This is a genomic window from Micromonospora gifhornensis, assembly GCF_016863515.1.
Classification (GTDB): domain Bacteria; phylum Actinomycetota; class Actinomycetes; order Mycobacteriales; family Micromonosporaceae; genus Micromonospora; species Micromonospora gifhornensis.
This window is the reverse complement of the sequence record NZ_BOPA01000033.1, coordinates 23,222-44,911: the sequence shown is the minus strand read 5'-3', so window position 1 is coordinate 44,911 and position 21,690 is coordinate 23,222. Positions and strand designations below refer to the sequence as shown.

18 protein-coding genes are annotated in these 21,690 nt (G+C 72.6%); 5 read left to right on the top strand and 13 right to left on the bottom strand.

What is annotated here, in order from left to right:
- Positions 1-117: 117 nt before the first annotated feature.
- Complete coding sequence (locus Vgi01_RS22460; protein WP_204292263.1) at positions 118-810, bottom strand: UdgX family uracil-DNA binding protein; 693 nt, start codon at positions 808-810, stop codon at positions 118-120.
- Between the two features lie 489 nt (positions 811-1,299).
- On the bottom strand, positions 1,300-2,640 hold the full coding sequence (locus tag Vgi01_RS22455) for an aminotransferase class I/II-fold pyridoxal phosphate-dependent enzyme (protein WP_204292262.1): 1,341 nt from the start codon (positions 2,638-2,640) through the stop codon (positions 1,300-1,302).
- A 34-nt stretch (positions 2,641-2,674) separates the two neighbouring features.
- Here Vgi01_RS22455 and Vgi01_RS22450 point away from each other — a divergent pair, with 34 nt between their 5' ends.
- Complete coding sequence (locus tag Vgi01_RS22450; RefSeq protein WP_204292261.1) at positions 2,675-3,970, top strand: bifunctional pyridoxamine 5'-phosphate oxidase family protein/GNAT family N-acetyltransferase; 1,296 nt, start codon at positions 2,675-2,677, stop codon at positions 3,968-3,970.
- Complete coding sequence (gene leuE / locus Vgi01_RS22445; protein WP_102659623.1) at positions 3,970-4,632, top strand: leucine efflux protein LeuE; 663 nt, start codon at positions 3,970-3,972, stop codon at positions 4,630-4,632. Before Vgi01_RS22450 ends, leuE begins: the two co-directional genes overlap by 1 nt.
- Positions 4,633-4,733: 101 nt before the next feature.
- On the opposite strand, the gene Vgi01_RS22440 is transcribed toward leuE, so the two are convergent.
- The 10 genes from Vgi01_RS22440 to Vgi01_RS22395 form a co-directional block, all read right to left on the bottom strand.
- Positions 4,734-5,642, bottom strand: a complete 909-nt coding sequence (locus Vgi01_RS22440; RefSeq protein ID WP_102659624.1) for a sporulation protein — start codon at positions 5,640-5,642, stop codon at positions 4,734-4,736.
- A gap of 11 nt (positions 5,643-5,653) precedes the next feature.
- A complete protein-coding gene (locus Vgi01_RS22435) occupies positions 5,654-6,721 on the bottom strand; it encodes a hemolysin family protein (RefSeq protein ID WP_102659625.1) in 1,068 nt (355 codons plus the stop codon).
- The gene (locus tag Vgi01_RS22430; protein WP_102659626.1) at positions 6,718-8,070 is read right to left on the bottom strand and encodes a hemolysin family protein; all 1,353 of its coding nucleotides are present in this window, start codon (positions 8,068-8,070) and stop codon (positions 6,718-6,720) included. The genes Vgi01_RS22435 and Vgi01_RS22430 overlap by 4 nt, the downstream gene beginning before the upstream one ends.
- Before the next feature lie 224 nt (positions 8,071-8,294).
- Positions 8,295-8,702, bottom strand: coding sequence for a monovalent cation/H(+) antiporter subunit G (mnhG, locus tag Vgi01_RS22425; RefSeq protein ID WP_373307016.1), 408 nt, complete (start codon positions 8,700-8,702; stop codon positions 8,295-8,297).
- The gene (locus tag Vgi01_RS22420) at positions 8,699-8,941 is read right to left on the bottom strand and encodes an MrpF/PhaF family protein (RefSeq protein ID WP_238358597.1); all 243 of its coding nucleotides are present in this window, start codon (positions 8,939-8,941) and stop codon (positions 8,699-8,701) included. Before Vgi01_RS22420 ends, mnhG begins: the two co-directional genes overlap by 4 nt.
- A 17-nt stretch (positions 8,942-8,958) precedes the next feature.
- The gene (locus Vgi01_RS22415; RefSeq protein ID WP_204292260.1) at positions 8,959-9,555 is read right to left on the bottom strand and encodes a Na+/H+ antiporter subunit E; all 597 of its coding nucleotides are present in this window, start codon (positions 9,553-9,555) and stop codon (positions 8,959-8,961) included.
- Positions 9,552-11,054, bottom strand: a complete 1,503-nt coding sequence (locus Vgi01_RS22410; protein WP_204292259.1) for a Na+/H+ antiporter subunit D — start codon at positions 11,052-11,054, stop codon at positions 9,552-9,554. The genes Vgi01_RS22415 and Vgi01_RS22410 overlap by 4 nt, the downstream gene beginning before the upstream one ends.
- 34 nt (positions 11,055-11,088) lie before the next feature.
- The gene (locus Vgi01_RS22405; RefSeq protein WP_013732218.1) at positions 11,089-11,559 is read right to left on the bottom strand and encodes a Na(+)/H(+) antiporter subunit C; all 471 of its coding nucleotides are present in this window, start codon (positions 11,557-11,559) and stop codon (positions 11,089-11,091) included.
- Entirely contained in the window at positions 11,556-14,396 is a 2,841-nt protein-coding gene (locus Vgi01_RS22400) for a Na+/H+ antiporter subunit A (RefSeq protein ID WP_204292258.1), read from the bottom strand. Before Vgi01_RS22400 ends, Vgi01_RS22405 begins: the two co-directional genes overlap by 4 nt.
- A 258-nt stretch (positions 14,397-14,654) precedes the next feature.
- The gene (locus Vgi01_RS22395; protein WP_013732216.1) at positions 14,655-15,014 is read right to left on the bottom strand and encodes a hypothetical protein; all 360 of its coding nucleotides are present in this window, start codon (positions 15,012-15,014) and stop codon (positions 14,655-14,657) included.
- Between the two features lie 175 nt (positions 15,015-15,189).
- Here Vgi01_RS22395 and Vgi01_RS22390 point away from each other — a divergent pair, with 175 nt between their 5' ends.
- Positions 15,190-19,773 carry an ATP-dependent helicase gene (locus Vgi01_RS22390; protein ID WP_204292257.1) on the top strand — a complete coding sequence of 1,528 codons (4,584 nt, stop codon included), beginning with the start codon at positions 15,190-15,192 and terminating at the stop codon, positions 19,771-19,773.
- Between the two features lie 28 nt (positions 19,774-19,801).
- Here the strand turns inward: Vgi01_RS22390 and Vgi01_RS22385 are convergent, their stop codons facing one another.
- On the bottom strand, positions 19,802-20,380 hold the full coding sequence (locus Vgi01_RS22385; protein ID WP_102659634.1) for a hypothetical protein: 579 nt from the start codon (positions 20,378-20,380) through the stop codon (positions 19,802-19,804).
- Between the two features lie 181 nt (positions 20,381-20,561).
- Here Vgi01_RS22385 and Vgi01_RS22380 point away from each other — a divergent pair, with 181 nt between their 5' ends.
- Together Vgi01_RS22380 and Vgi01_RS22375 are read left to right on the top strand one after the other, a co-directional pair.
- On the top strand, positions 20,562-21,398 hold the full coding sequence (locus tag Vgi01_RS22380) for an SAM hydrolase/SAM-dependent halogenase family protein (protein ID WP_102659635.1): 837 nt from the start codon (positions 20,562-20,564) through the stop codon (positions 21,396-21,398).
- Positions 21,399-21,462: 64 nt separating this feature from the next.
- The gene (locus Vgi01_RS22375; RefSeq protein ID WP_233196945.1) at positions 21,463-21,690 is read left to right on the top strand and encodes a CPCC family cysteine-rich protein; all 228 of its coding nucleotides are present in this window, start codon (positions 21,463-21,465) and stop codon (positions 21,688-21,690) included.

Below are 21,690 nucleotides of genomic sequence, written 5' to 3'. Positions count from 1 at the left end.
TGCCTCGCGACGAACCGGCGTACCTGCCGTCGGCGGCCACGTCGAGGTGCAGTCCATGGACACTCCCGAGCAGCAGCTGTGCCGGTCCGGGCGCGGCAGGGCCGGATTCCGCAGCGGTCAGGTGAGGGCTCGTGCGGCGACGGTCAGGTCGGCGACCAGTCCTTCGTACGCCTTGTCCTGGTCGTCCGCCCGGAGCACGGCGGACGGGTGGATGGTGGCCAGCAGCTGGGTCGGCGGGGCGTCCGCGGTGTCCCCGACGCTGTCCACCGGCACCCGCTGGAAATCCTCAGGGTGCTCGGCGGCGGCCGGCCAGGGCAGCAGCTCGCCGCGCTGACGGGTGACCCGGAAGCTCGGGCCCAGCAGCGCCTTCGCGGCGGTCGCGCCGAGCACCACGATGACCTGCGGGTTCAGCTTGGTGAACTCGGCGACCAACCAGGGTCGGCAGGCGGTGATGTGCACCCGGTCCGGGGTCTGGTGGATCCGCCGCTTGCCGCGCAGCTCGAACCGGAAATGCTTCACCGCATTGGTCAGGTAGATGTGGCCGGGGTCCAGCTTGGCGTCGTCGACGGCGCGGCGCAGCAGTCGACCTGCGGGGCCGACGAAGGGCAGGCCCTTCTGGTCCTCCATGTCGCCGGGCTGTTCACCGACGAAGACCACCCGGGCCGTGGCGTCTCCCCGGCCGAAGACGGTCTGTGAAGCGTTGCGGTACAGCTCGCAGCCCTGACAACCGGCAGCCGCCGCCCGCAGTTCGTCGAGAGTGTCCGCCTGCGGCGGAATGAACTGCTGGGCACCAGGCGCAATCTCGACCATGCCGACCTTTCTACCCGTCCCACCCTCCACACCACTCCCCACCCCTACTCCACCCACACCCCCCACGCAGTCGCCCCCACGCCACGCCGCCACCCCCACCCCCCACCCCCCACGCGCCACGCCATCGTCGATCACGTCGACCGCACCGTCCACACCGACAAGACCGCGTCGATCATGCACTTCCGGTCCCCCTTTGGTGCAGATATGACCGTTACACCCCGACAGGAAGTGCAAGATCGCGCGGGCGCGGGCGAGGGCGCGGGCCGACGGTGCCGCCCGTGCCGTCGTGATCGCTCGACTGCACCGTCCGCGTCGACCAGGCCGCGCCGATCTTGCACTTCCTGTCGCCTTCTTAGGCTGATATGACCGTTACGCCCCGACGGAAAGTGCAAGATCGCGGGGGCGGGGGGCGGGGGTGGGCGCGTGAGGGCGTGCGGGGCTGCCGGGGCGCGCGGGGGTGCGGGGTGGGGCACGCGGCGAGGGTGGGGGTTAGGTGGTGAAGGTGGGGGGTGGGGTGGGGTGGGCGGCTTGGGTGAGGGTGTGGGCTAGGGGGTGGAGGTCCGGCTCGGTGAGGGGGCTGACGGTGAGGCGTAGGGCGGGTGGGCTGGCGATGCGGAAGAGGGCGCCGGGGGCGGCGAGCCAGCCGGCGTCGCGCAGCACGGTGGAGGCGACGGTTTCGTCGGTCACCGGCACCCACACGTTGAGGCCGCTGCGGCCGTGTGCGGTCAGGCCGCGTTCGACGAGGGCGTCGACGAGTCCGCGGCGGCGACGTTCGTAGCTGTCGGCGGCCCGTTCGATCAGGGCGGTCACCGCCGGGTCGCGCCAGAGGGACAGCACCAGCCGTTGCGCCACGGTGGAGACCCAGCCGGTGCCGACCCGGGTACGGCCGGCCACCCGGGCCACTGTCGTCTCGTCTCCGGCCAGCACGGCCAGGCGCAGGTCGGGGCCGAAGGGTTTGCTCACCGAGCGGACGAAGGCCCAGTGGGCGGTCGCCCCGGCAAGCGGGTGCAGCGGTACGCGGGCCAGTTCGGCGGCGTGGTCGTCCTCGATCAGCAGGACGTCGGCACGGCCGGCGAGCAGGGCACGCAGGGCGGCGGCGCGGTCGGCGGAGACGGCGGCGCCGGTGGGGTTCTGGGCACGGCTGGTCACGATGAGCGCCCGGGCACCGGCCGCGAGCGCGGCGGCGACGCCCGCGACCAGTGGGCCGTCGTCGTCGAGCGGTACGCCGATCGGGCGCATGCCGAGGGCGGCGATGAGGTCGAGCTGATTGGCCCAGCCGGGATCCTCCACCGCGACGGCGTCACCGGGGCGCAGGTGGGCGGTGAGGAGTCGTTCGATGCCGTCGAGCGCGCCGCCGCTGAGGGTCAGTTCGGTGGCGGGCACGCCGTCGGCGGCGAGTCGCTGGCGGGCCGCCTCGGCGAACTCGGGCAGCGTGCCGGCGTCGGAGTAGCTGATGGCGGGGCCGATGGTGTCGGCGAGCGCGGCGAGGTGGGGGCCGAGCGGCGGCAGCAACCGCGCGTCGGGTTCGCCTTTGGACAGGTCGCGCAGCCCGGCGGCGGGTGGGGGGCGTAGTGCGGCCCGGCGGGCGGCCACCGGCGGGCGGGGGCGGACCCGGGTGCCGTGCCGGCCGGCGGTGACGATGAGTCCGCGTTGGCGCAGTTCGGCGTAGGCGCGGGAGACGGTGGCCGGGCTGACGGCCAGGTCGGCGGCGAGGGCGCGTACCGGTGGTAGCGGGTCGCCGGGGGCGAGGGCGGCGTCGCGGATGCCGGACTCGATGCTTGCGGAAATCTCGGCGGCTGTCGCACCGCTCACCTGATATCGTGCTGACACAAATTCAGCATTGTACTAGAACAAAGGTGGGAGCATGTACACGCCGACCGCCCGCACGACCGCCAGTCGCTCCCGGGAGCGGATGAGCTACGACCGCGCCGCCGCCCACGCCGTGCTCGACGAGGCATACCACTGCGCTCTAGGGTTCACTGTGGACCGTGAGCCGCGGGTGCTGCCCACCCTGCACGTACGCCTCGGCGACACGCTCTACCTGCACGGCTCCACCGGCAGCCGGCCGTTGCTGGCCGCCCGTGGTGACGGGTTGCCGGTCTGCGTGGCGGTCACCCTGCTCGACGGACTGGTCTACGCCCGCTCGCAGTTCCACCACAGCGCCAACTACCGCTCGGTCATCGCGCACGGCACGGCCCGACTGGTCACCGATGCCACGGAGAAGGCCGATGTGCTGACCGCCCTGGTGGAGAAGGTCGGTGCCGGGCGCGCGGCGGACAGTCGGCCACCGAACCGGCGGGAACTGGCCGAGACCGCCGTGCTGGCGTTGCCGTTGACCGAGGTCTCGGTACGTTCCCGTGCCGGTGGCGTCAGCGAGGAGCCGGCCGACCACGCGCTGCCGCACTGGGCCGGGGTGATCCCGCTGCGGCTGACGGCGGGCCTGCCCGAGCCGGACGTCGGGGTCACCGTGCCGGTGCCGCCCTATCTGCGGCCAACCCTCACCGGCGCACACCCACAACCAGCCCAGCCGGCGGCACAGCTGCAACCAGCCCACACCGCGTGGCACGAGCCGGTGGTGCTGCGCGGCGAGCACGTGCTGCTGGAACCGCTGGACCTGGCCCACGCCGACGAGTTGTTCACCGCGACCGCCGACCCGCAGGTGTGGCAGCACCTCGGGTCGCCTCAGCCGACAACCGTCGACGAACTGGCGGCCGCTGTCCGCGCCTATCTGGGTGCCTGGCAGCGGGGTGAGCAGGTGCCGTGGGTGCAGCGCTGCGCGGTGACCGGCGCGGTGGTCGGCACCACCTCGTACTACGAGATCGATCCCGAACGGCGGTCGGTGGCGATCGGGCACACCTTCCTCGGTCGGCCGTGGTGGCGTACCCGAATCAACACCGAGGCCAAGCTGCTGCTGTTGGAGCGGGCCTTCGGCGACCTGGGGGCGGTGCGGGTGGTCTGGCACACCGACATCCGCAACGAACGTTCCCAGCGCGCCATCGAGCGGCTCGGGGCCATCCGCGAGGGCGTGCTGCGCAAGCACCGCCTGCGCCCGGACGGCTCGTGGCGGGACACCGTCCAGTATTCGATGACCGTCGAAGAGTGGCCGAATGCACAGGTCAGGCTGCGGGAAAGGCTTCGCGCGAAGGCGCCTTCGGCCTGATGATGTCCAGCGTGCTGGGGATCACCGACATCTGGACGTACGTGCTGGGCACCGTGGCCATCGTGCTGCTGCCCGGGCCCAACTCGCTGTTCGTACTCTCCACCGCCGCGCGACGCGGGGTGGGCACCGGTTACCGGGCGGCGGCCGGGGTGTTCGTCGGCGACGGGGTGCTGATGTTCCTCTCCGCCGCCGGGGTGGCGTCGCTGCTCAAGGCGTACCCGCCGGTCTTCCTCGTGATCAAGTACGCGGGTGCGGCGTACCTGGGCTATGTCGGGTTGACCATGCTGCGCGCGGCCTGGCGGCGCTGGCGGGACCGCAACGATCCCACCACCCCGCGCCTGATCGACGCCGCGCAGCCGGCGGAGATGCGCAGCCCGTTCCGCAAGGCGCTGGTGATCAGCCTGCTCAACCCGAAGGCGATCCTGTTCTTCGTCTCGTTCTTCATCCAGTTCGTCGACCCGACCTACCCGTGGCCGGCGTTGTCGTTCCTGCTGCTCGGCCTGATCGCCCAGGTGACCAGCGCGCTCTACCTGACCGCGTTGATCTTCGCGGGCACCTTCCTGGCCGCCCAGTTCCGCCAGCGTCGCCGGCTCTCCGCCGGCGCGACCACCGCCGTCGGCGCGCTCTTCCTCGGCTTCGGCGTCAAGCTCGCCCAGGGCTGAGGTGCAAGGAAGGGCACCTTGTTAACGCCTGAGGTAGTGAAAGGGCCCCCTGTTAACACCTCGGCTCGGCGGCTCGGCGGCTCGGCGCGCGGGCGGAAGGGTCAGGTGCCGTCGCCGCCGGTGCCGGCACCACCGGCCGTGCCACCGAGGCCGTAGCCGGGCGGGATCGGCTGGTCGGGCGGGCGGCTGACGTGGGCGGACTCGTTGATGCTCGCCGACCAGTCGGCGTGCGCCGCGGCGGCGGCGTGCCGGTTGATCGTCTCGCGTAGCCAGCCGTCGACCGTGGCGGTCCAGTCCCGCTTGTCGGCGTCGACGTGCCAGATCCGGAACCGGCTGATGCTGGTGTGGGTGATGCCCGCCAACGCCAGCCGACGGTCGCACCAGAGGATCACCTCAAGGCCGGCGGAGTTGGTCACGAAGATCACCTCCAGTTCGGTGATCGGCCCGGCGTAGAGCGGGCCGACCCAGAACCCCCACCGCTGGTGCAGGGGCAGCGTCTGCTCCACCCCGGGCAGCCGGCCGTCGATCAGACCGGACTGCCGCGCACTGAAGCCGAGGGTGTCCAGTGCGCCGAGGATGTGCTGCTGGGTGGGGAGCGGGTGGACGAAGATCGGCACCATCGCGCCCTGGTCCAGCGCCGGTTCGATGGCCACCTCGGTGCGCAGCCCCATCCGCAGGCTGAGCAGCGGTACGCCGCCGAGCGTGGTCACCGGGGTCTCCCAGGGCAACGGGAACTCGAACGGGATCGACCGGGCCCGCCCCGCCCGCAGGACCAGCGCGTCGGACACCTGCGCCTGGTGGAACTGCACCAGGCGGCGGGGCGCCTCCGGGTCGTCCGGCTCGACCGTGCTGACCAGGCCGAGCCGGACGTGGTAGACCGGCACGTCGACGGAACCGGCGATCAGGTTCACCCGCCCCGGCAGCCGTAGGCCGGGGCGGGTGCTCGGATTGGCCAACGCGGTCTGCACCGTCAGGCCCGTACCGCCCGGTGACACCCCCGTCAGCCGCATCCGCGTCGCTCCTACCTCAGCCGGCGTACCGCGCGCGGGATCGTGTCGGTTTCGTCGTCGAACTCACCGATGACCTCCTCCAGCAGATCCTCCAGGGCGACGAAGCCGACCGGTCGGGTCGGACCGGCGCCGTTGCGGACCATGGCCAGTTGGGACTGGCGGGCCCGCATCACGGCCACCGCCTCGGTCACCGTCGCCGTGTCGGGCAAGGTGATCGCGTCGTTCATCAGATCCGCTGCGGTGGCATCGGGCCGGACGGCGGCGGCACGTACCGCCTCCCGTACGTGCACCAGACCGCAGACGTCACCGGCGGCGTCCAGCACCGCCAGCCGCGACCGGCCGCTGTCCCGGCTGACCTGTTCGATCCGCTCGACCGGGTCGTCGAGGCGGACCGTCACCATCCGGTCGAACGGCTCCATCACCTGGGCCACCGTGGTCCCCTGCAGCTCCAGCATGCTGGTCAGCAACTCGTGCTGGGCGGCACCGAGCAGGCCGTGCTCGCGGGACTGCTCCAGCAGCATCCGCAGCTCGTCCGGGCCGTGCACCTGCGCCAACTGATCCTGCGGGTTGACCTTCGCCAGCCGCAGCATCGCGTTGGCCACTGCGTTGAGGGCCGACAGCACCGGCCGGGCCACCCGGGCGAAGGCCCGGAACGGCAGGGCCAGCAGCAGCGCGGAGCGCTCCGGGTGGGTGATCGCCCAGGACTTCGGCGCCATCTCGCCGACCACCAGGTGCAGGAAGGTGACCAGGCTCAGCGCGAAGATCAGCGCGATCACGTGGCTGGCGCCGGAGGGCAGGCCGACGGCGTGCAGCAGCGGCCCCACCAGGCGTTCGATCGCCGGCTCGGCCAGCGCACCGAGGCCCAGCGTGCACAGGGTGATGCCCAGTTGCGCGCCGGCCAGCATCAGCGACAGCTCTCGTACGCCGTCGAGGGCGGCCCTGGCCGCCCGGCCACCGCCGACCGCCGCCTGCTCCAGGCGGTACCGCTTGCTCGCCACCAGGGCGAACTCGGCGGCGACGAAGAACCCGTTGAGGGCGAGCAGGACCACCGAGGTGATCAGCGCGAATCCGGTGCTCACGCGGTCACCTCCTCACGGCCGCCGGCCAACTGCAGGCGGACCGAGTCGGCCACGTGCCGGTCGACCGCGAGCACCTCGACCAGGGCTCTCGGGGAGACCTCGGCGTTGTCACCGTCGGCAGGCAGGTCGATCTCCAATCGGTCCCCGACCTCGGGCACCCGGCCCAGCTCGCGCATGACCAGACCGGAGAGGGTGTCGTACTCGGGATGTTCGGGCAGCGAGATGCCGGTGCTGTCGGCGACCTCGTCGATGCGCCAGCGCGCCGGCACCACCCAGGAGCCGTCGTCCTGCCGGGCCGGGGCCCGCTCCGGCGGGTCGTCCTCGTCGCGGATCGGGCCGACCAGCTCCTCGGCGATGTCCTCCAGCGTGATCACGCCGGCGAAGCCGCCGTACTCGTCGACCACGCAGGCCAGCTGACGGTGCCCGGAGCGCAGCCGGTCCAGGACCGTCGGCAGCGGCAGCGTCTCGGGCACCAGCAACGGTGGTACGGCGACCTCGCTGATCGGGGTGGTGGCGCGCTGCGCCGGGGGCACCCGGAGCACGTCGGAGATGCCGACCACGCCGATCAGGTCGTCCACTCCCTCGGCACCGCGCACCGGGAAGCGGGAGCGGCCGGTGTCGAGCAGCTCGACCACCCGGCTGATCGTCTCGTCGGCGCGTACGGTGTGCACGTCGACCCGGGGCACCATGACCTCGCCGGCGGTCAGCTGACGGAAGTCGAGCCCCCGGTCGAGCAGCTCGGACATCTCGGCGTCGAGGTGCCCTTCCAGGCGGGACTCGGCGATGATCTGTTCCAGGTCCTCCGGGGTGGCGCCGCTGGGCAGTTCCTCGATCGGCTCGATGCCGACCCGACGCAGCAGCCGCACCGCGGCCCGGTCGAACAGTTTGATCAGCGGGCCGGCGATCGCCATGTAGAACAGGGTGGACCGGGACAGGGCCCGGGCGACCGGCTCGGGTCGGGCGATGGCCAGGTTCTTCGGGGCCAGCTCGCCCACCACCATCTGCACCACAGTGGCGATGACCAGAGCCAGCACGACGGACAGCGGCAGCGTGACGCCGGAGGAGACCCCGGCCACGCCGAGCAGTTCGGCAAGTCCGGCGCCCAGGTACGGCTCGGCCACGTAACCGACGAGCAGGGCGGTGACGGTGATGCCGAGCTGAGCGCCGGAGAGCATGAACGACAGCCGCGCGGTCACCTCCAGTGCCCGGGCGGATGCCTGGTCACCCTCGGCGGCGCGCTGCTTGAGCTTGCCCCGGTCGACGGCGACGTAGCCGAATTCCTGCGCGACGAAGTAACCCGTCGCGACGGTCAGAACGATGATCAGGAGAAGACCGACGAGGATCAACACGGGAGGCTCAGGGCTCCCGGGGTCATCGGGTCATGTGGATGCCGGGGCTTACCCGGCTGGCTACTGCTGCCCTCCTGGGCAGAAGAGTCGATCATGCGGTCATTCTACCGGCCCGGCCGCCCCCGTCGTGGGGGCTGGGCAGCCCGCGCCCTCGGCATGTGAAAGGTCCGCCGGCCCGCGCGTCACCCACACCTCGCAGTCACCAGCAGACCCATCCGTCACCGTCAGCGGTCGGCCAGTTCGTCGGCGTCGAGCAGGCCCGGATCGAAGCGTCCGGTGCGGTAGGCGGCCCGACCGATCATCTGGGCGGCGACCGGGGCGGTGGCCAACTGGAAGACGCCCACCAGCGCGACCATGCCGAGGTCGGAGAGGGTACGCAGCCGCAGCACCAACCCGAGCAGCAGCAACAGCACACCCAGCACCTGCGGCTTCGTGGCGGCGTGCATCCGGCTCAGCGTGTCGGGGAACCGCAGCACCCCGACGGCGGCGGCCAGGCTCAGCAACGCACCGGCGACCAGGCTGACGGCACCGAGCCAGTCCGCCACGTCGGTCACGGTGAGGGCGGCCCAGTCCACGGCCGTCGCCGTCCCGCCCGACACCGTCCCGCCCGGCCCGGCGGCGGGCGGCGTCACGACTGCTCCCGGACGGCGAAGCGCACCAGGGAGACCGAGCCGACGAAGCCGAGCAGGGCCAGCACCACCAGTACGGGCAGCGTGCTGGCGTGCCGGTTGAGCGCCGCCTCGGCGCCCACCGCGCCGACCATCGTGGCGAGCAGCATGTCGGCGGCGACCACCCGGTCGAGCAACGACGGCCCCCGGTAGAGCCGGACGAGGGCGAGCAGCGCGGCCACGGAGAGCAGGCCGGCGATCATCAGACCGAGAAGGAAGGTCACGACAACTCCTTGTCGACGGGTACGGAGAGCACCTGACGCAACTCGGCGTTCGAGCCGACCGCGGCGACGATCCGCCGCTCCACGATGCGGACCTGCCGGCGGGCGGCGACGAGATCCGCGGGGCCGTGCACGTCGAGCACGTGCACGTAGAGAACCGCGGCCTGCCGATCCGTCTCCACGATCAGGGTGCCCGGGACGAGCGACAGCACCTCGGCGGTGAGCGCCAGGTTGAGATCGGTGGGCACCCGCAGTCGGACCGCCACGATGGCCGAGCGCGGGACGTAGCCGGGCTGCACCGCGATCCGGGCCACGTGCAGGCTGGCCCGGATCAGTTCGCCGACGAACCGCACCGTGAACACCAGCAGCCCACGCAGCCGCAGTCGACCGTCGAAGGTCACCGGTGGCAGCGGGAAGAACACCACCACCACCGCGGCCACCAGCAACCCACCCAGCAGGTTCGCCCAGCTGAAATCGCCCCAGAACAGGTTCCAGGCCACCACCAGCCAGCCCACCGCCAACACCCGGTCGCGTCGACGTCCCAGCCGGGAACGCATGCCCTGGGTGGGCGTCGCGTCCGGCTCCGGCCGGGTCACGGTGGGCCGCCCGGTAGGACGGCATGGATGTACGGGGTTCGTTCCCGCAGGTCGACCGCCGCGCCCGTGGTCACGTCGAACAGGGGTCCGGCCGCCACGGTCAGGGCCACGCCGAGGACCACCAGGGCCGTGGTGGCGCCGACCGTCAACATGGGCAGCGGTGCGTTCGAGTTGCCTGTCACGCAGGGCACCCGCCAGAACGCCATGCTCCACGCCCGGCTGGCCACGTAGAGGGTGAGCAGGCTGGTGATCGTGCCGACCGCCACGAGCGTCCAGGGCAACGCTCCGCCGACGGCCGCGCCGGCCTGGAGCAGGCCGAGTTTGCCGAGGAACCCGGAGAACGGTGGGATGCCGGCGAGGTTCATGGCCGAGACGAAGAAGAGCAGTCCGAGCAGGGGCGCCACCCGGGCCAGCCCGCCGAGGCGGCGCAGGTCGGTGCTGCCGGTGCGTTGCTCGACCAGGCCGGCGACCAGGAAGAGGGTGGTCTGGATGGTGATGTGGTGGACCACGTAGAAGATCGCGCCGACCAGGCCGGCCACCGTGCTGAGCCCGACTCCGAAGATCATGTAGCCGATGTGGCTGACCAGGGTGAACGAGAACAGCCGCTTCATGTCCGACTGGGCCACCGCGCCGAGGATGCCGACCAGCATGGTCAACCCGGCCACCACCAGCAGCAGCGTGCCGGCCTGCCCACCGGGGAAGAGCAGCGTCTGGGTCCGGATGATGGCGTACACGCCGACCTTGGTGAGCAGGCCGGCGAAGACGGCGGTGACCGGGGCCGGGGCGGTCGGGTAGCTGTCGGGCAGCCAGGCCGACAGCGGGAAGACCGCCGCCTTGATGCCGAAGGCCAGCAGCAGCATCAGTTGCAGGCTCAGCCGGACCCCGTCGGGCAGGGCGTCCAGTCGGGCGGCGAGGTGGGCCAGGTTGAGGGTGCCGGTCGCCGCGTACACCAGGCCCACCGCGATCAGGAAGATCATCGAGGCCAGCACGTTGACGACCACGTAGGTGGAGCCGGTACGGATGCGCAGCCGGGTGCCGTTGAGGGTGATCAGGACGAAGCTCGCGGCGAGCAGCATCTCGAAGCCGACGTACAGGTTGAACAGGTCACCGGCGAGGAACGCGTTGGTCACGCCGGCGGTCAGCACCAGGTAGGTGGGGTGGAAGATGGCCAGCGGCGCGCTCTCACCGGTCTCCCCCTGACCCTGGCCGATCGAGTAGAGCAGCACGCAGAGGGTCACCGCCGAGGAGACCACCAGCATCAGCGCGGCCAGTTGGTCGGCGACCAGCACGATGCCGACCGGTGCGGGCCAGGCGCCGATCTGGACGACAAGTGGCCCGTGCTGGTAGGCCCGCATCAGCAGCAGCACCGACACCAGCAGGGTGGCGCTCAGGCTGCCGACGCTCACCATCCGCTGCGGCAGGGGCCGATTCGCCAGCAGCAGCGTCAGTGCCGCGCCCAGCAACGGCAGCAGCACCGGCAGCGGTACGAGCGCGCTCATCGTCCGCTCCGGCCGGGCTTCGACGCGTACCGGATCATCCCGGCCCCTCCCCGCGCCGCCGCCCGGGTGCGGGCGCGTCGAGTTGTTCGGGGTCGAGTTCCGGTGGCTCCTCACCGAAGTCGACGGTCGAGACCTCCTTGCGCGCGGCGCGTTGCTTGATCCGCTGGTCCTCGATGTCGTCGGGCACCTCGTCGTCGCCGTCCAGGTACCAACTGCGGTAGCTGATGGCCAGCAGGAAGGCGGTGAAGCCGAAGGTGATCACGATGGCGGTGAGCACCATGGCCTGCGGCAGCGCATCGCTCATCGCCGCCGGGTCGGTGACCCCGGCCACCGGCGCCCCGCCGGGCCGTCCGCCGAAGATGATCAGCAGGTTGATCCCGTTGCTGATCAGGATGACGCCGAGCAGAACCCGGCTCAGGCTGCGTTCCAGCAGCAGGGTCACGCCGCACCCCACGAGGATCCCGATCGCGAGGAAGGACACCAGGTTCGCACCGGTACCGGTCACCTGCGCCGCCCTCTCCCACGTTCGACGGCGAGCACCCCGGGCCGCCCGCCCGAGGATTCGATGTTCCGGTCGACCTCGGCACCGAGACTGCGCAGCACGTCCAACGCCAACCCGATCACCACCAGGTAGACACCGACGTCGAAGAAGAGCGAGGTGACCAGGTAGAAGTCGCCGACCAGCGGCAACCAGAAGTCGATCTTGGCGCTCTCCAGCGCCTCGCCACCGGCGAACATGCTGGCCAACGCGCCGCCGACCGCCACCGCCAACCCGGCCCCGAGCACGGTGCCGGCGTTGACCGGCGCGGCCTCGGCCAGTTCGTACCGACCACCGGCGAGGTACCGCATGGTCAGCGCCAGGCTGGCGACCAGCCCGCCGGAGAAGCCGCCGCCGGGCGCGTTGTGGCCGGAGAACAGCAGGTAGAACGAGAACAACACGGCGGTGTGGAAGATCAACCGGGTGACCACTTCCAGCACCAGGGAACGGTTGCGCTCGTGCAGGGTGGCACCGCCACGCAGCCAGACCGGTCGACCGGCGAGGACCTCGCCCCGGTCGACGTCCAGTCGACGTGGCCGGGGGCCGGTGCGGGACCGTTGGAAGACCAGGCTGGCCACCCCGGTCGCGGCGACCACCAGGACCGACAACTCACCCAGGGTGTCCCAGGCGCGGATGTCGACGAGCGTCACGTTCACCACGTTGCGGCCGTGTCCCTGCTCGACGGCGAGCTGGGGGAAGTCCTCCGAGATGCTGCGCGCGTGCCGGGCGGTTGCGGCGGCGACGGCGAGGCCGGCCACGGTCAGCCCCACGATCGCCCCGATCCCCCGTCGGAGCCAACGGCTGCTCCACAGCGGACGCACCGAGAACCGTTTCGGCAGGCGGCGCAGCACCAGCACGAAGACCGCGATCGTCACGGTCTCCACCAGGAACTGGGTCAGCGCGAGATCGGGAGCGCCGTACAGCACGAAGAACATCGCGGTGCCGTAGCCGGTCATGCCGACCAGCAGCATCGCGGTCATCCGGCGACGGGCGCCCACGGCGAGGAGCGCCGCCACGCTGATCACCACCAGCACCACCGGCTGGGCCGGCGTCAGCCACAGCGCGATCGGGTACTGCCACGGCTGGATGTACAGCAGCACACCACCGGGCACGGCGGCCAGCACCAGCAGGATCAGACCGAGGTACTGCGGCAGCGAACCCCGCTGGGTGACGCTTGTGACGTCCACCGCGACCCGGTCGAAGCGGTGGGTGACCCACTCGTACCCCTGCTGACCGGTGACCGGCGCGCGTACCCGCGCCAGCGCGGGGGCCAGCGGACGGCGCAACCAGAACACCACCGCGCCGCCGGCCAGGACCAGCACCGACAGTCCGAGCGCCAGGTTGAGGCCCGACCAGATCGCCAGGTGCGCGTGCACGGGCCCGAAACTCTCGGCGTACGGCCGCAGCAGGTGGTCGACCGGGCCGGCGGCCAACCCGGCGGCGAGCCCGACGAGGGCCAGTCCGGCCGGCGGCAGCAGCATCGTCGGCGGGATCCGCCCCAGCCTGGTCGGCGCGATCCCCGGGCGGCTGCCGAAGGCGCCCCAGAGGAACCGGAGGCTGTAGGCGACGGTGAGCACGGTGCCGACGACCAGCACCGCCAACACCACCGGTCGGTCGGTGAACGCGGCGAACACCGCCTCCTTGGCCACGAACCCGAGCAACGGCGGCACGCCGGCCATGGAGGCGGCGGCGAGCACGGCGACGCCGGCCAGCACCGGTGCGGCGCGTCCCAGCCCGGAGAGTTTGCGCAGGTCCCGGGTGCCGGCACCGTGGTCGATCACGCCGACCACGAGGAACAGCGTCGCCTTGAACAGCGCGTGCGCGGCCAGCATCGCCACGCCGGCCAGCGCGGCGTCCGCGGTACCGACGCCGATCGTCACCGCCAGCAGGCCGAGTTGACTGACCGTGCCGTAGGCGAGCAGCAGCTTCAGATCGTGCTGCCGCAGCGCCGCCCAGCCGCCGATCACCATGGTGGCCAGCCCGGCGACCAGCACCACCGGTCGCCACGGCGCGACCCCGGCCAGCACCGGGGCGAACAGGCCGAGCAGATAGACGCCCGCCTTCACCATCGCCGCGGCGTGCAGGTACGCGCTCACCGGTGTCGGCGCCGCCATCGCCACCGGCAGCCACGAGGTGAACGGCAGCAGCGCCGACTTGGACAACGCGCCGAGCAGGATCAGCAGCACCGCAACCACCAGGTACGTGCCCTCGGGCAACGGGCGCGCGGCGATCTCCGACCAACGGTAGGTGCCGGCGTGGTGGCCGAGCATGATGAACCCGACAAGCATGGCCAGGCCACCGAGCGTGGTCAGGATCAACGCCTGACCCGCCGCCCAGCGGGCCGAACGCCGCTCGGCGCTGTGCCCGATCAGCAGGTACGACAGGACGGTGGTCAGTTCCCAGCAGACGTAGAGCAGGAGCAGGTCGTCGGCGAGGACGAGCCCGAGCATCGCCCCGGCGAAGCCGACCATGACGGCGGCGTACTGGGCCGTGCCGACGGCGTCCGCCGGCAGGTAGCGCGCGCTGTAGACCAGCACCACCGCGCCGACACCGCCGACCAGCAGCGTCATCAGCCAGGACAGGGTGGTCATCCGCAGCGCCAGGTCCAACCCCAACTGCGAGATCCACGGGTACGTCTCGACCACCGCGCCGCCGTGCGCCACGTCCGGCGTACGCACCAACGCCCACCCGAACGCGGCGGCGGGTGCCAGGGCCAGCGGGTAGCAGGCACGCGGTCCCCACCGACGCACCAGTAGCGGCGCCACGATGGCTGCCGTCAGGTGCAGGGTCAGCAGTACGAGCACGCGCGCTCCCGTCGAGGTGGGGCAGCGGCGCCCTTTTCGCGTGCTGGCGCCTAAGAGGGATCAGACGATAGTTTCACCGCAAGCCAGGCGACTTTGGCGAAAAAGCCCCATATCTGATGCACCTTGCCGCAATGGCATGACGGTCCTCGGCCAGCCGTGCCACCGCCGCTGCGGTGGCACGACGCCGGCTGCGCGTCGGACGCGGTGCGGGTGCTGCGCGTCGGACGCGGTGCGCTGGTGGTGGCCGGTGGCGCGCGGTCAGCTGTGCGAGGGCCGCGCCGGGTCGCGCGCGGGCTCCACCATCAGATCCGGCCGGCCGATGCGCCGCGCCGCCTCGTTCACCAGCCGCTGGGTGGCGGTCAGGGAGCGGACGGAGAGCAGTCGGCCCCGACTCTCCCGACGCAGCACGAAGTAGTGCACGGCGACCCGCACCTGTGCCCGGTCGGCGGCGCTGGCCTGTGCGGTGACGACGACCAGCTCCCGCAGGCAGCTGGCGAGCCGTTCGGCCAACTCGAGGTCGGGGCCACGCAGCCCGGCACGCAGAGCGACGACCCGACTGTCGACCTTGCGGATCAGAACGTCGGTGCCGGATCCTGGGCCCCGCTGCTCGACGGCCATCCGACCTCCTCCCCGCTCAGCACGCCGCGGGTGAAGTTACTTTATGTTGCCTGCCACAAGCAAGCAGTTAAGTAAGACTTAACGGATTAAGCGCTCAAACAGCGATGAGCCTTTTAATAACCCCCTAATCTCCTCAGTTTGCCCCCGGTGCCGGTCCGCGTCTGTCGGTGCCTCGGTGCAGGATGGGCTGGTGGACTCCAGCGCAGCACCGACGGGCGACTCGACGCTCCCCCGTTTCGGTGCGGCGACCCGGGAGTGGTTCAGCGCCGCCTTCGAGGCGCCGACGGCCGCCCAGGCGGGTGCCTGGACGGCGGTCGCCGCGGGCCGCAACGCTCTGGTCGTGGCACCGACCGGGTCCGGCAAGACCCTCGCCGCGTTCCTCTGGTCGCTCGACCGGCTGGCCCGCGAGCCCGCCCCGGCCGATCCCCGACACCGGTGCCGGGTGCTCTACGTCAGCCCGCTCAAGGCGCTCGCGGTCGACGTCGAACGCAATCTCCGCACCCCGCTGGCGGGCATCCGGCAGGCCGCCAGCCGGCTCGGGCTACCCCCGCCGGAGATCACCGTCGGGATGCGTACCGGCGACACCCCGGCCGACGAACGCCGGGCCTTCGCCCGTACCCCACCGGACATCCTCATCACCACCCCGGAGTCGCTGTTCCTGCTGCTGACCTCGGCGGCACGCGACTCGCTGCGCGGCGTCGAGACGGTGATCGTGGACGAGGTGCACGCGGTGGCCGGCACCAAACGCGGCGCGCACCTGGCGCTGTCCCTGGAGCGGCTCGACGAGCTGTTGCCGGCGGCGGCGCAGCGGATCGGGCTCTCCGCGACGGTCCGACCGGTCGACGAGTGTGCCCGGTTCCTCGGCGGTGCCCGCCCGGTCGAGGTCGTCGCCCCGATCAGCGCCAAGACGATCGAGGTCAGCGTCCAGGTGCCGGTGGAGGACATGACCCGCCTCGACGAGGCACCAGCCCCCGGGGACGAGCTGGGCGGTCCGCGCACCGCGTCGATCTGGCCCGCTCTGGAGGAGCGCGTCTACGCCCTGATCCAGGCCCACCGTTCGACAATCGTCTTCACCAACTCCCGCCGCAGCGCCGAGCGGCTCTGTGCCCGGCTCAACGAACTCGCCGCCGAGCAGCCGGTGGGCGAGTCGCCGACGGCACCGACCGGCGCCCACCGCACCCCGGCGCTGATGATGGCTCAGGCCGGTGCGGTGACCGGCGCCCCGCCGGTGATCGCCCGGGCGCATCACGGCAGCGTCTCCCGGGAGGAACGCCGGCACATCGAGGAGTCGCTCAAGGCGGGTCAGTTGCCCGCCGTGGTCGCCACCTCCAGCCTCGAACTCGGCATCGACATGGGCTCGGTCGACCTGGTGGTGCAGATCGAGGCACCGCCGAGCGTCGCCGCCGGTCTGCAGCGGGTCGGCCGGGCCGGGCACCAGGTCGGCGCGGTGTCGCGCGGCGTGGTGCTGCCCAAGCACCGGGGCGACCTGCTCTCCTGTGCGGTGGTCGCCGAGCGGATGAGCGAGGCCACCATCGAGGAGCTGCACCATCCCCGCAATCCGTTGGACGTGCTCGCCCAGCAGATCGTCGCGATGGTCGCGCTGGACCAGTGGCGGGTCGGGGACCTGGCCGCGGTGGTGCGCCGGGCGGCACCCTTCGCCGAGCTGCCCGACTCGGCCCTGCACGCCGTGCTCGACATGCTCTCCGGGCGCTACCCGTCGACCGCCTTCGCGGAGTTGCGTCCCCGGCTGGTCTGGGATCGCGCCACCGACGTGCTGACCGGTCGGCCGGGCGCGCAGCGACTCGCGGTGACCAGCGGCGGCACCATTCCCGACCGAGGGCTGTTCGGCGTCTTCCTGGCCGGCGCGCAACGCGCCGCCCGGGTCGGCGAGCTGGACGAGGAGATGGTCTACGAGTCCCGGGTCGGCGACGTCTTCCTGCTCGGCTCCTCCTCCTGGCGGATCGAGGAGATCACCCCGGACCGGGTGCTGGTCTCCCCCGCGCCCGGGCAGGCGGCCAAGATGCCGTTCTGGAAGGGCGACCAGCCGGGCCGCCCGGTGGAGCTGGGCCGGGCGATCGGGGCCCGGATCCGGACCCTGCTGCGTCACGGCGACGAGCAGGCCACGGCGGCGCTGCGGGCCACCGGGTTGGACGATTGGGCCGCCGGCAACCTGCTGGCGTACCTGCGCGAACAGCAGGCCGCGACCCGCGCGTTGCCGGACGACCGGACGGTGGTGGTCGAGCGGTTCCGCGACGAGCTGGGCGACTGGCGGCTGGCCGTGCACAGCGTCCTCGGCGCCCGGGTGAACGCACCGTGGGCGCTGGCCGTCGCCCGTCGACTCGGCGAACGCCACGGCCTGGACGCCCAGGTCCTGCCCTCCGACGACGGCATCGTCGTACGCCTGCCGGACACCGCCGACAGCCCACCCGGCGCCGACGTGGTGGCCTTCGATCCCGACGAGATCGCGCAGCTGGTGGAGGAGTCGGTCGGCACCTCGGCGCTGTTCGCCGCCCGGTTCCGGGAGTGCGCGGCACGCGCGCTGCTGCTGCCCCGCCGGGACCCCCGCCGCCGGCAGCCGCTGTGGCAGCAGCGGCAACGCGCCGCGCAACTGCTCGACGTCGCCCGCGAGTACGCCGACTTCCCGGTCACCCTGGAGGCGGCCCGGGAATGCCTCCAGGACGTCTTCGACGTGCCCGCCCTGGTGCAGGTGATGCGCGACCTCGCCGGCCGCCGGGTACGCCTGGTCGAGGTGGAGACGACCCGACCGTCGCCGTTCGCCCGCTCCCTGCTCTTCGGGTACGTCGGCGCCTTCCTCTACGAGGGCGACGCCCCACTCGCCGAGCGCCGCGCCGCGGCCCTGGCCCTGGATTCGGCCCTGCTCGGTGAGCTGCTCGGCCGGGTCGACCTGCGCGAGTTGCTCGACCCGGCGGTGCTCACCGAATCCGAGCGGCAGCTGCGCTGGCTGACCCCGCAGCGCCGACCCCGCGACGCGGAGGACGTGGTCGAGCTGCTGCGCCAGCTCGGCGACCTGAGCGCCGAGGAGTTGGCCGAGCGTGGCGTGCCGGTGGACTGGCTGACCGATCTGGCCGCCGGCCGCCGGGTGCTGCGGGTACGCATCGCCGGGCAGGACCGCTGGGTGGTCGTGGAGGACGCCGGTCGGCTGCGGGACGCGCTCGGGGTGGCGCTGCCGGTGGGAGTGGCGCAGGCGTACCTCGAACCGGTGGCCGACCCGCTCGGCGACCTGGTCGCCCGGTACGCCCGCACCCACGGTCCGTTCCCGGCGGCCAGTTGCGCGGCCCGGTTCGGCCTGGGGGTCTTCGTGGTGGAGCAGGCGCTGCGCCGGCTGGCCGCCACCGGGCGGGTGGTCTCCGGCGAGTTCACCCCGGACAGCGTCGGCACCCAGTGGTGCGACGCGGAGGTGCTGCGGCTGCTACGCCGCCGCTCCCTCGCGGCGCTGCGTCGGGAGATCGAGCCGGTGCCGCCCCGCGCCCTCGCCACCTTCCTGCCCCGGTGGCAACAGGTCGGCTCGTCGGCCCGGGGCGTGGAGGCGGTGGCCTCCGTCGTGGAGCAGTTGCAGGGCGTGTCGATGCCGGCGTCGGCGCTGGAGCGGCTGGTGCTCCCGGTCCGGGTGGCCGACTACTCTCCCGCGTTGCTCGACGAACTGTGCGCCAGCGGCGAGGTCGTGTGGGCCGGTGCCGGTGCGATCGCCGGCGGAGACGGTTGGGTCACCCTCGCCTACGCCGACGTCGCGCCGCTGCTGCTGCCCCCGCCGGACGACGCACTGGCGCGTACTCCCCTGCACGACGCGGTGCTCGACGCCCTCGGCGACGGTCAGGCGTTGTTCTTCCGGGCACTGTCCGACCGGGTCGGTGCCACCGACGACGCCGAGTTGACCACGGTCGTCTGGGATCTGGTCTGGGCCGGGCACCTCACCAACGACACCCTGGCGCCGCTGCGGACGGTGCTCGGCGGTGGCGGCGCGCACCGGGCCCGACCGGCGGCGACACGCGGCCGCTACCGACGCCCAGGGCGGGTGGCGCTGCCCAGCCGGGGCGGTCCACCGACGGTGGCCGGTCGGTGGTCCCGGTTGCCGGAACGCGACGTCGACCCGACGCGGCGGGCCGCCGCCCTGGCCGACGTGCTGCTGGAACGACACGGCGTGCTCACCCGGGGAGCGGTCGTGGCCGAGCAGGTGTCCGGTGGCTTCGCCGCGGTCTACCCGGTGCTTGCCGCGCTGGAGGAACGCGGTGCCGCCCGACGTGGCTACTTCGTCGACGGGCTCGGCGCGGCACAGTTCGCCGTGCCCGGCGCGGTGGACCGGATCCGCGCCCTGGCCGAGACGCTGGACGCCACGCCGGCCCGTGGTGGCCCGGCCGTGCTGCTGGCCGCCACCGACCCGGCCAACCCGTACGGTGCAGCGTTGCCCTGGCCGGAACGGGTGGTCGACTCCGGCGACGCGGCGGCACCGGCCACCGGCCACCGGGCCGGCCGCAAGGCCGGTGCCCTGGTGGTGCTGGTCGCCGGTGACCTGGTGCTCTACGTGGAGCGGGGTGGGCGGACCATCCTCTCCTTCACCGACGACGCCGACGCGCTGGCCGGTGCCGGGAAGGCCCTGGCCGACGCCGTCGGTTCCGGCGCGTTGGGGCCGATCTCGGTGGAACGGGCCGACGGCGAGGCGGTACGCACCTCTGCGCTGCACGACGCGCTCACCGCCGCCGGCTTCCGGGCCACCCCGCGCGGTCTGCGCCTACGCGCCTGACCCCACGTGCGGCGGGGTCGCCCCGCGCTCAGCGCAGGTCGTCGAGGACCTTCTCGTAGCGCGGCCGCTCGGCCTTCGGCGTCGGTGCCTTCAGGTAGTTCAGCACCACCGTGCCCTTGCGGTGCGAGACGCCGTCCCACCGCTCCGCCATGTCGATGGCGCTGCCCTCGTCCGGGAACACGTACACCGCGATGCCGTCGGTGACGACCAGTTCGGAGCAGCCCAACCCGAGCCCGTCCGGCCCGCACTCCTCCGAGCGGTCCCGCGAGTTGGCGACCTTCAGCCCGGCGGCCCGGAACGCCGCGATGACCTCCCGGGCGCTGGGCTCGCCCGCCTGGCGGGGCGGCAACTCGATCGGCGGTGGGCTCAGCGGCAGCTTCGGCGAACTGCTCTCGGTGCTCGCCTCGTCCGACGGCGCGCCACTGGACTCGGGTCCGGCGGTGGCGGCGGCGGTGGCTTCCGGGCTGGTCGGCGGCGGCGCGGCACTGTCGGCCGAAGTTGCCGTCGGGGCGGCCGTGGACGGCCGATCCGGGTCACCACCGCAGGCGGTGAGCGCAACGGTGGCCGAGAGCAGGACGACGGCGGGCAGAATCTTCCGGTAAGTCACCCCTGGCAGTCTGCCCAACCCGGCGGTCCTCGTGCAGTGGCCGGCCGGTCAGTGCGCCTGTCACCTATCCGCTATGGCGGGCGCCGGCCCGCAGGCAGCGCGATGGCGACCGGCCGCCGCAGGCGGCCGGATGGCGGGCGCTGCCCACGGGTGCCGGGCGCCGCACGTACCATCCGATGCCGTGACAAGTCGTACGCGCACCACCGGGTCGGCCGAGGTCGTCTCGCTGACCACCGACTACGGTCTGGCCGACGGTTTCGTGGCGGCCTGCCACGGGGCGATCGCCCGGCTCGCGCCGACGGTCCGGGTGATCGACGTGACCCATCTGGTGCCACCGGGAGACATCCGGCGGGGTGCGACGGTGCTCGCGCAGACCGTGCCGCACCTGCCGTTCGGGGTACACGTGGCGGTGGTCGACCCGGGTGTGGGCACGGCCCGCCGGGGCATCGCGCTGGCCACGCCCGAGGGCCTGCTGGTCGGGCCGGACAACGGTCTGCTGCTCGACGCCGCCGCCGCGCTCGGCGGGGTGACCGAAGCGGTGGAGCTGACCAACCCGCGGTGGCAGGCGGATCGGGTCTCGGCGACCTTCCACGGTCGGGACGTCTTCGCCCCGGTCGCGGCCCGGTTGGCCTCGGGCGGCGCGCTGGCCGACGCAGGCCGGGCCGTCGATGCGTCGACGCTGGTCCGGCTGCCCGACCCGGTGGTCGAGGTGCGACCGGACGGCTTCACCGCCGAGGTGCTGACGGTGGACCACTTCGGCAACGTGCAACTGGCCGCTGCGGCCGAGCTGTTGCTTGCGCTGCCGGGCCGGGTCCGGATCCGCCGCGTGGGCGAGGAAGACCGGGAGCGTACGGCGGTGCACGGTCGTACCTTCGGCGACGCCCCGCCCGGTGCCCTGGTGGCGCACGCCGACTCGGCCGGCCGGGTGGCCTTGTCGGTCAACGGCGGCCGGGCCGCTGAGGTGCTCGCCGTCACTGCCGGTACGCTGCTGCGGATCGATGGACTCGCCGGCTGTTGACCGGCCCGCTGCCACACGCACGAAACGTCCACTGTGGAAGGCTGTCGGAGTGGAAGAACGCTGGGTGCCTGCCGCCTGTCCCTGCTGCGCCTCCCGCACCGGCGGCGGCACCTGTCCGGTCTGTTTCTGGACCGACGACGGGCAGGCCGACGCCGACGCCGACGTGGTGCGCGGCGGGCCGAACGGCGACTTGAGCCTGACCATGGCCCGGCTCAACTTCGCCGTCTACGGTGCCTGCCACCCCCGCTACCAGGATGCGGTGCGCGCCCCGCGGCCCGAGGAACTGCCCTGA

Coding starts and splice junctions, on each gene's coding strand:
- Vgi01_RS22410 (WP_204292259.1), bottom strand. CDS start 11,054: ATGAGCGCGCTCGTACCGCTGCCGGTGCTGCTGCCGTTGCTGGGCGCG.
- Vgi01_RS22420 (WP_238358597.1), bottom strand. CDS start 8,941: ATGATCGCCGGCCTGCTCTCCGTGGCCGCGCTGCTCGCCCTCGTCCGG.
- Vgi01_RS22440 (WP_102659624.1), bottom strand. CDS start 5,642: ATGCGGCTGACGGGGGTGTCACCGGGCGGTACGGGCCTGACGGTGCAG.
- Vgi01_RS22460 (WP_204292263.1), bottom strand. CDS start 810: ATGGTCGAGATTGCGCCTGGTGCCCAGCAGTTCATTCCGCCGCAGGCG.
- Vgi01_RS22395 (WP_013732216.1), bottom strand. CDS start 15,014: ATGGCCGTCGAGCAGCGGGGCCCAGGATCCGGCACCGACGTTCTGATC.
- leuE (WP_102659623.1), top strand. CDS start 3,970: ATGATGTCCAGCGTGCTGGGGATCACCGACATCTGGACGTACGTGCTG.
- Vgi01_RS22450 (WP_204292261.1), top strand. CDS start 2,675: ATGTACACGCCGACCGCCCGCACGACCGCCAGTCGCTCCCGGGAGCGG.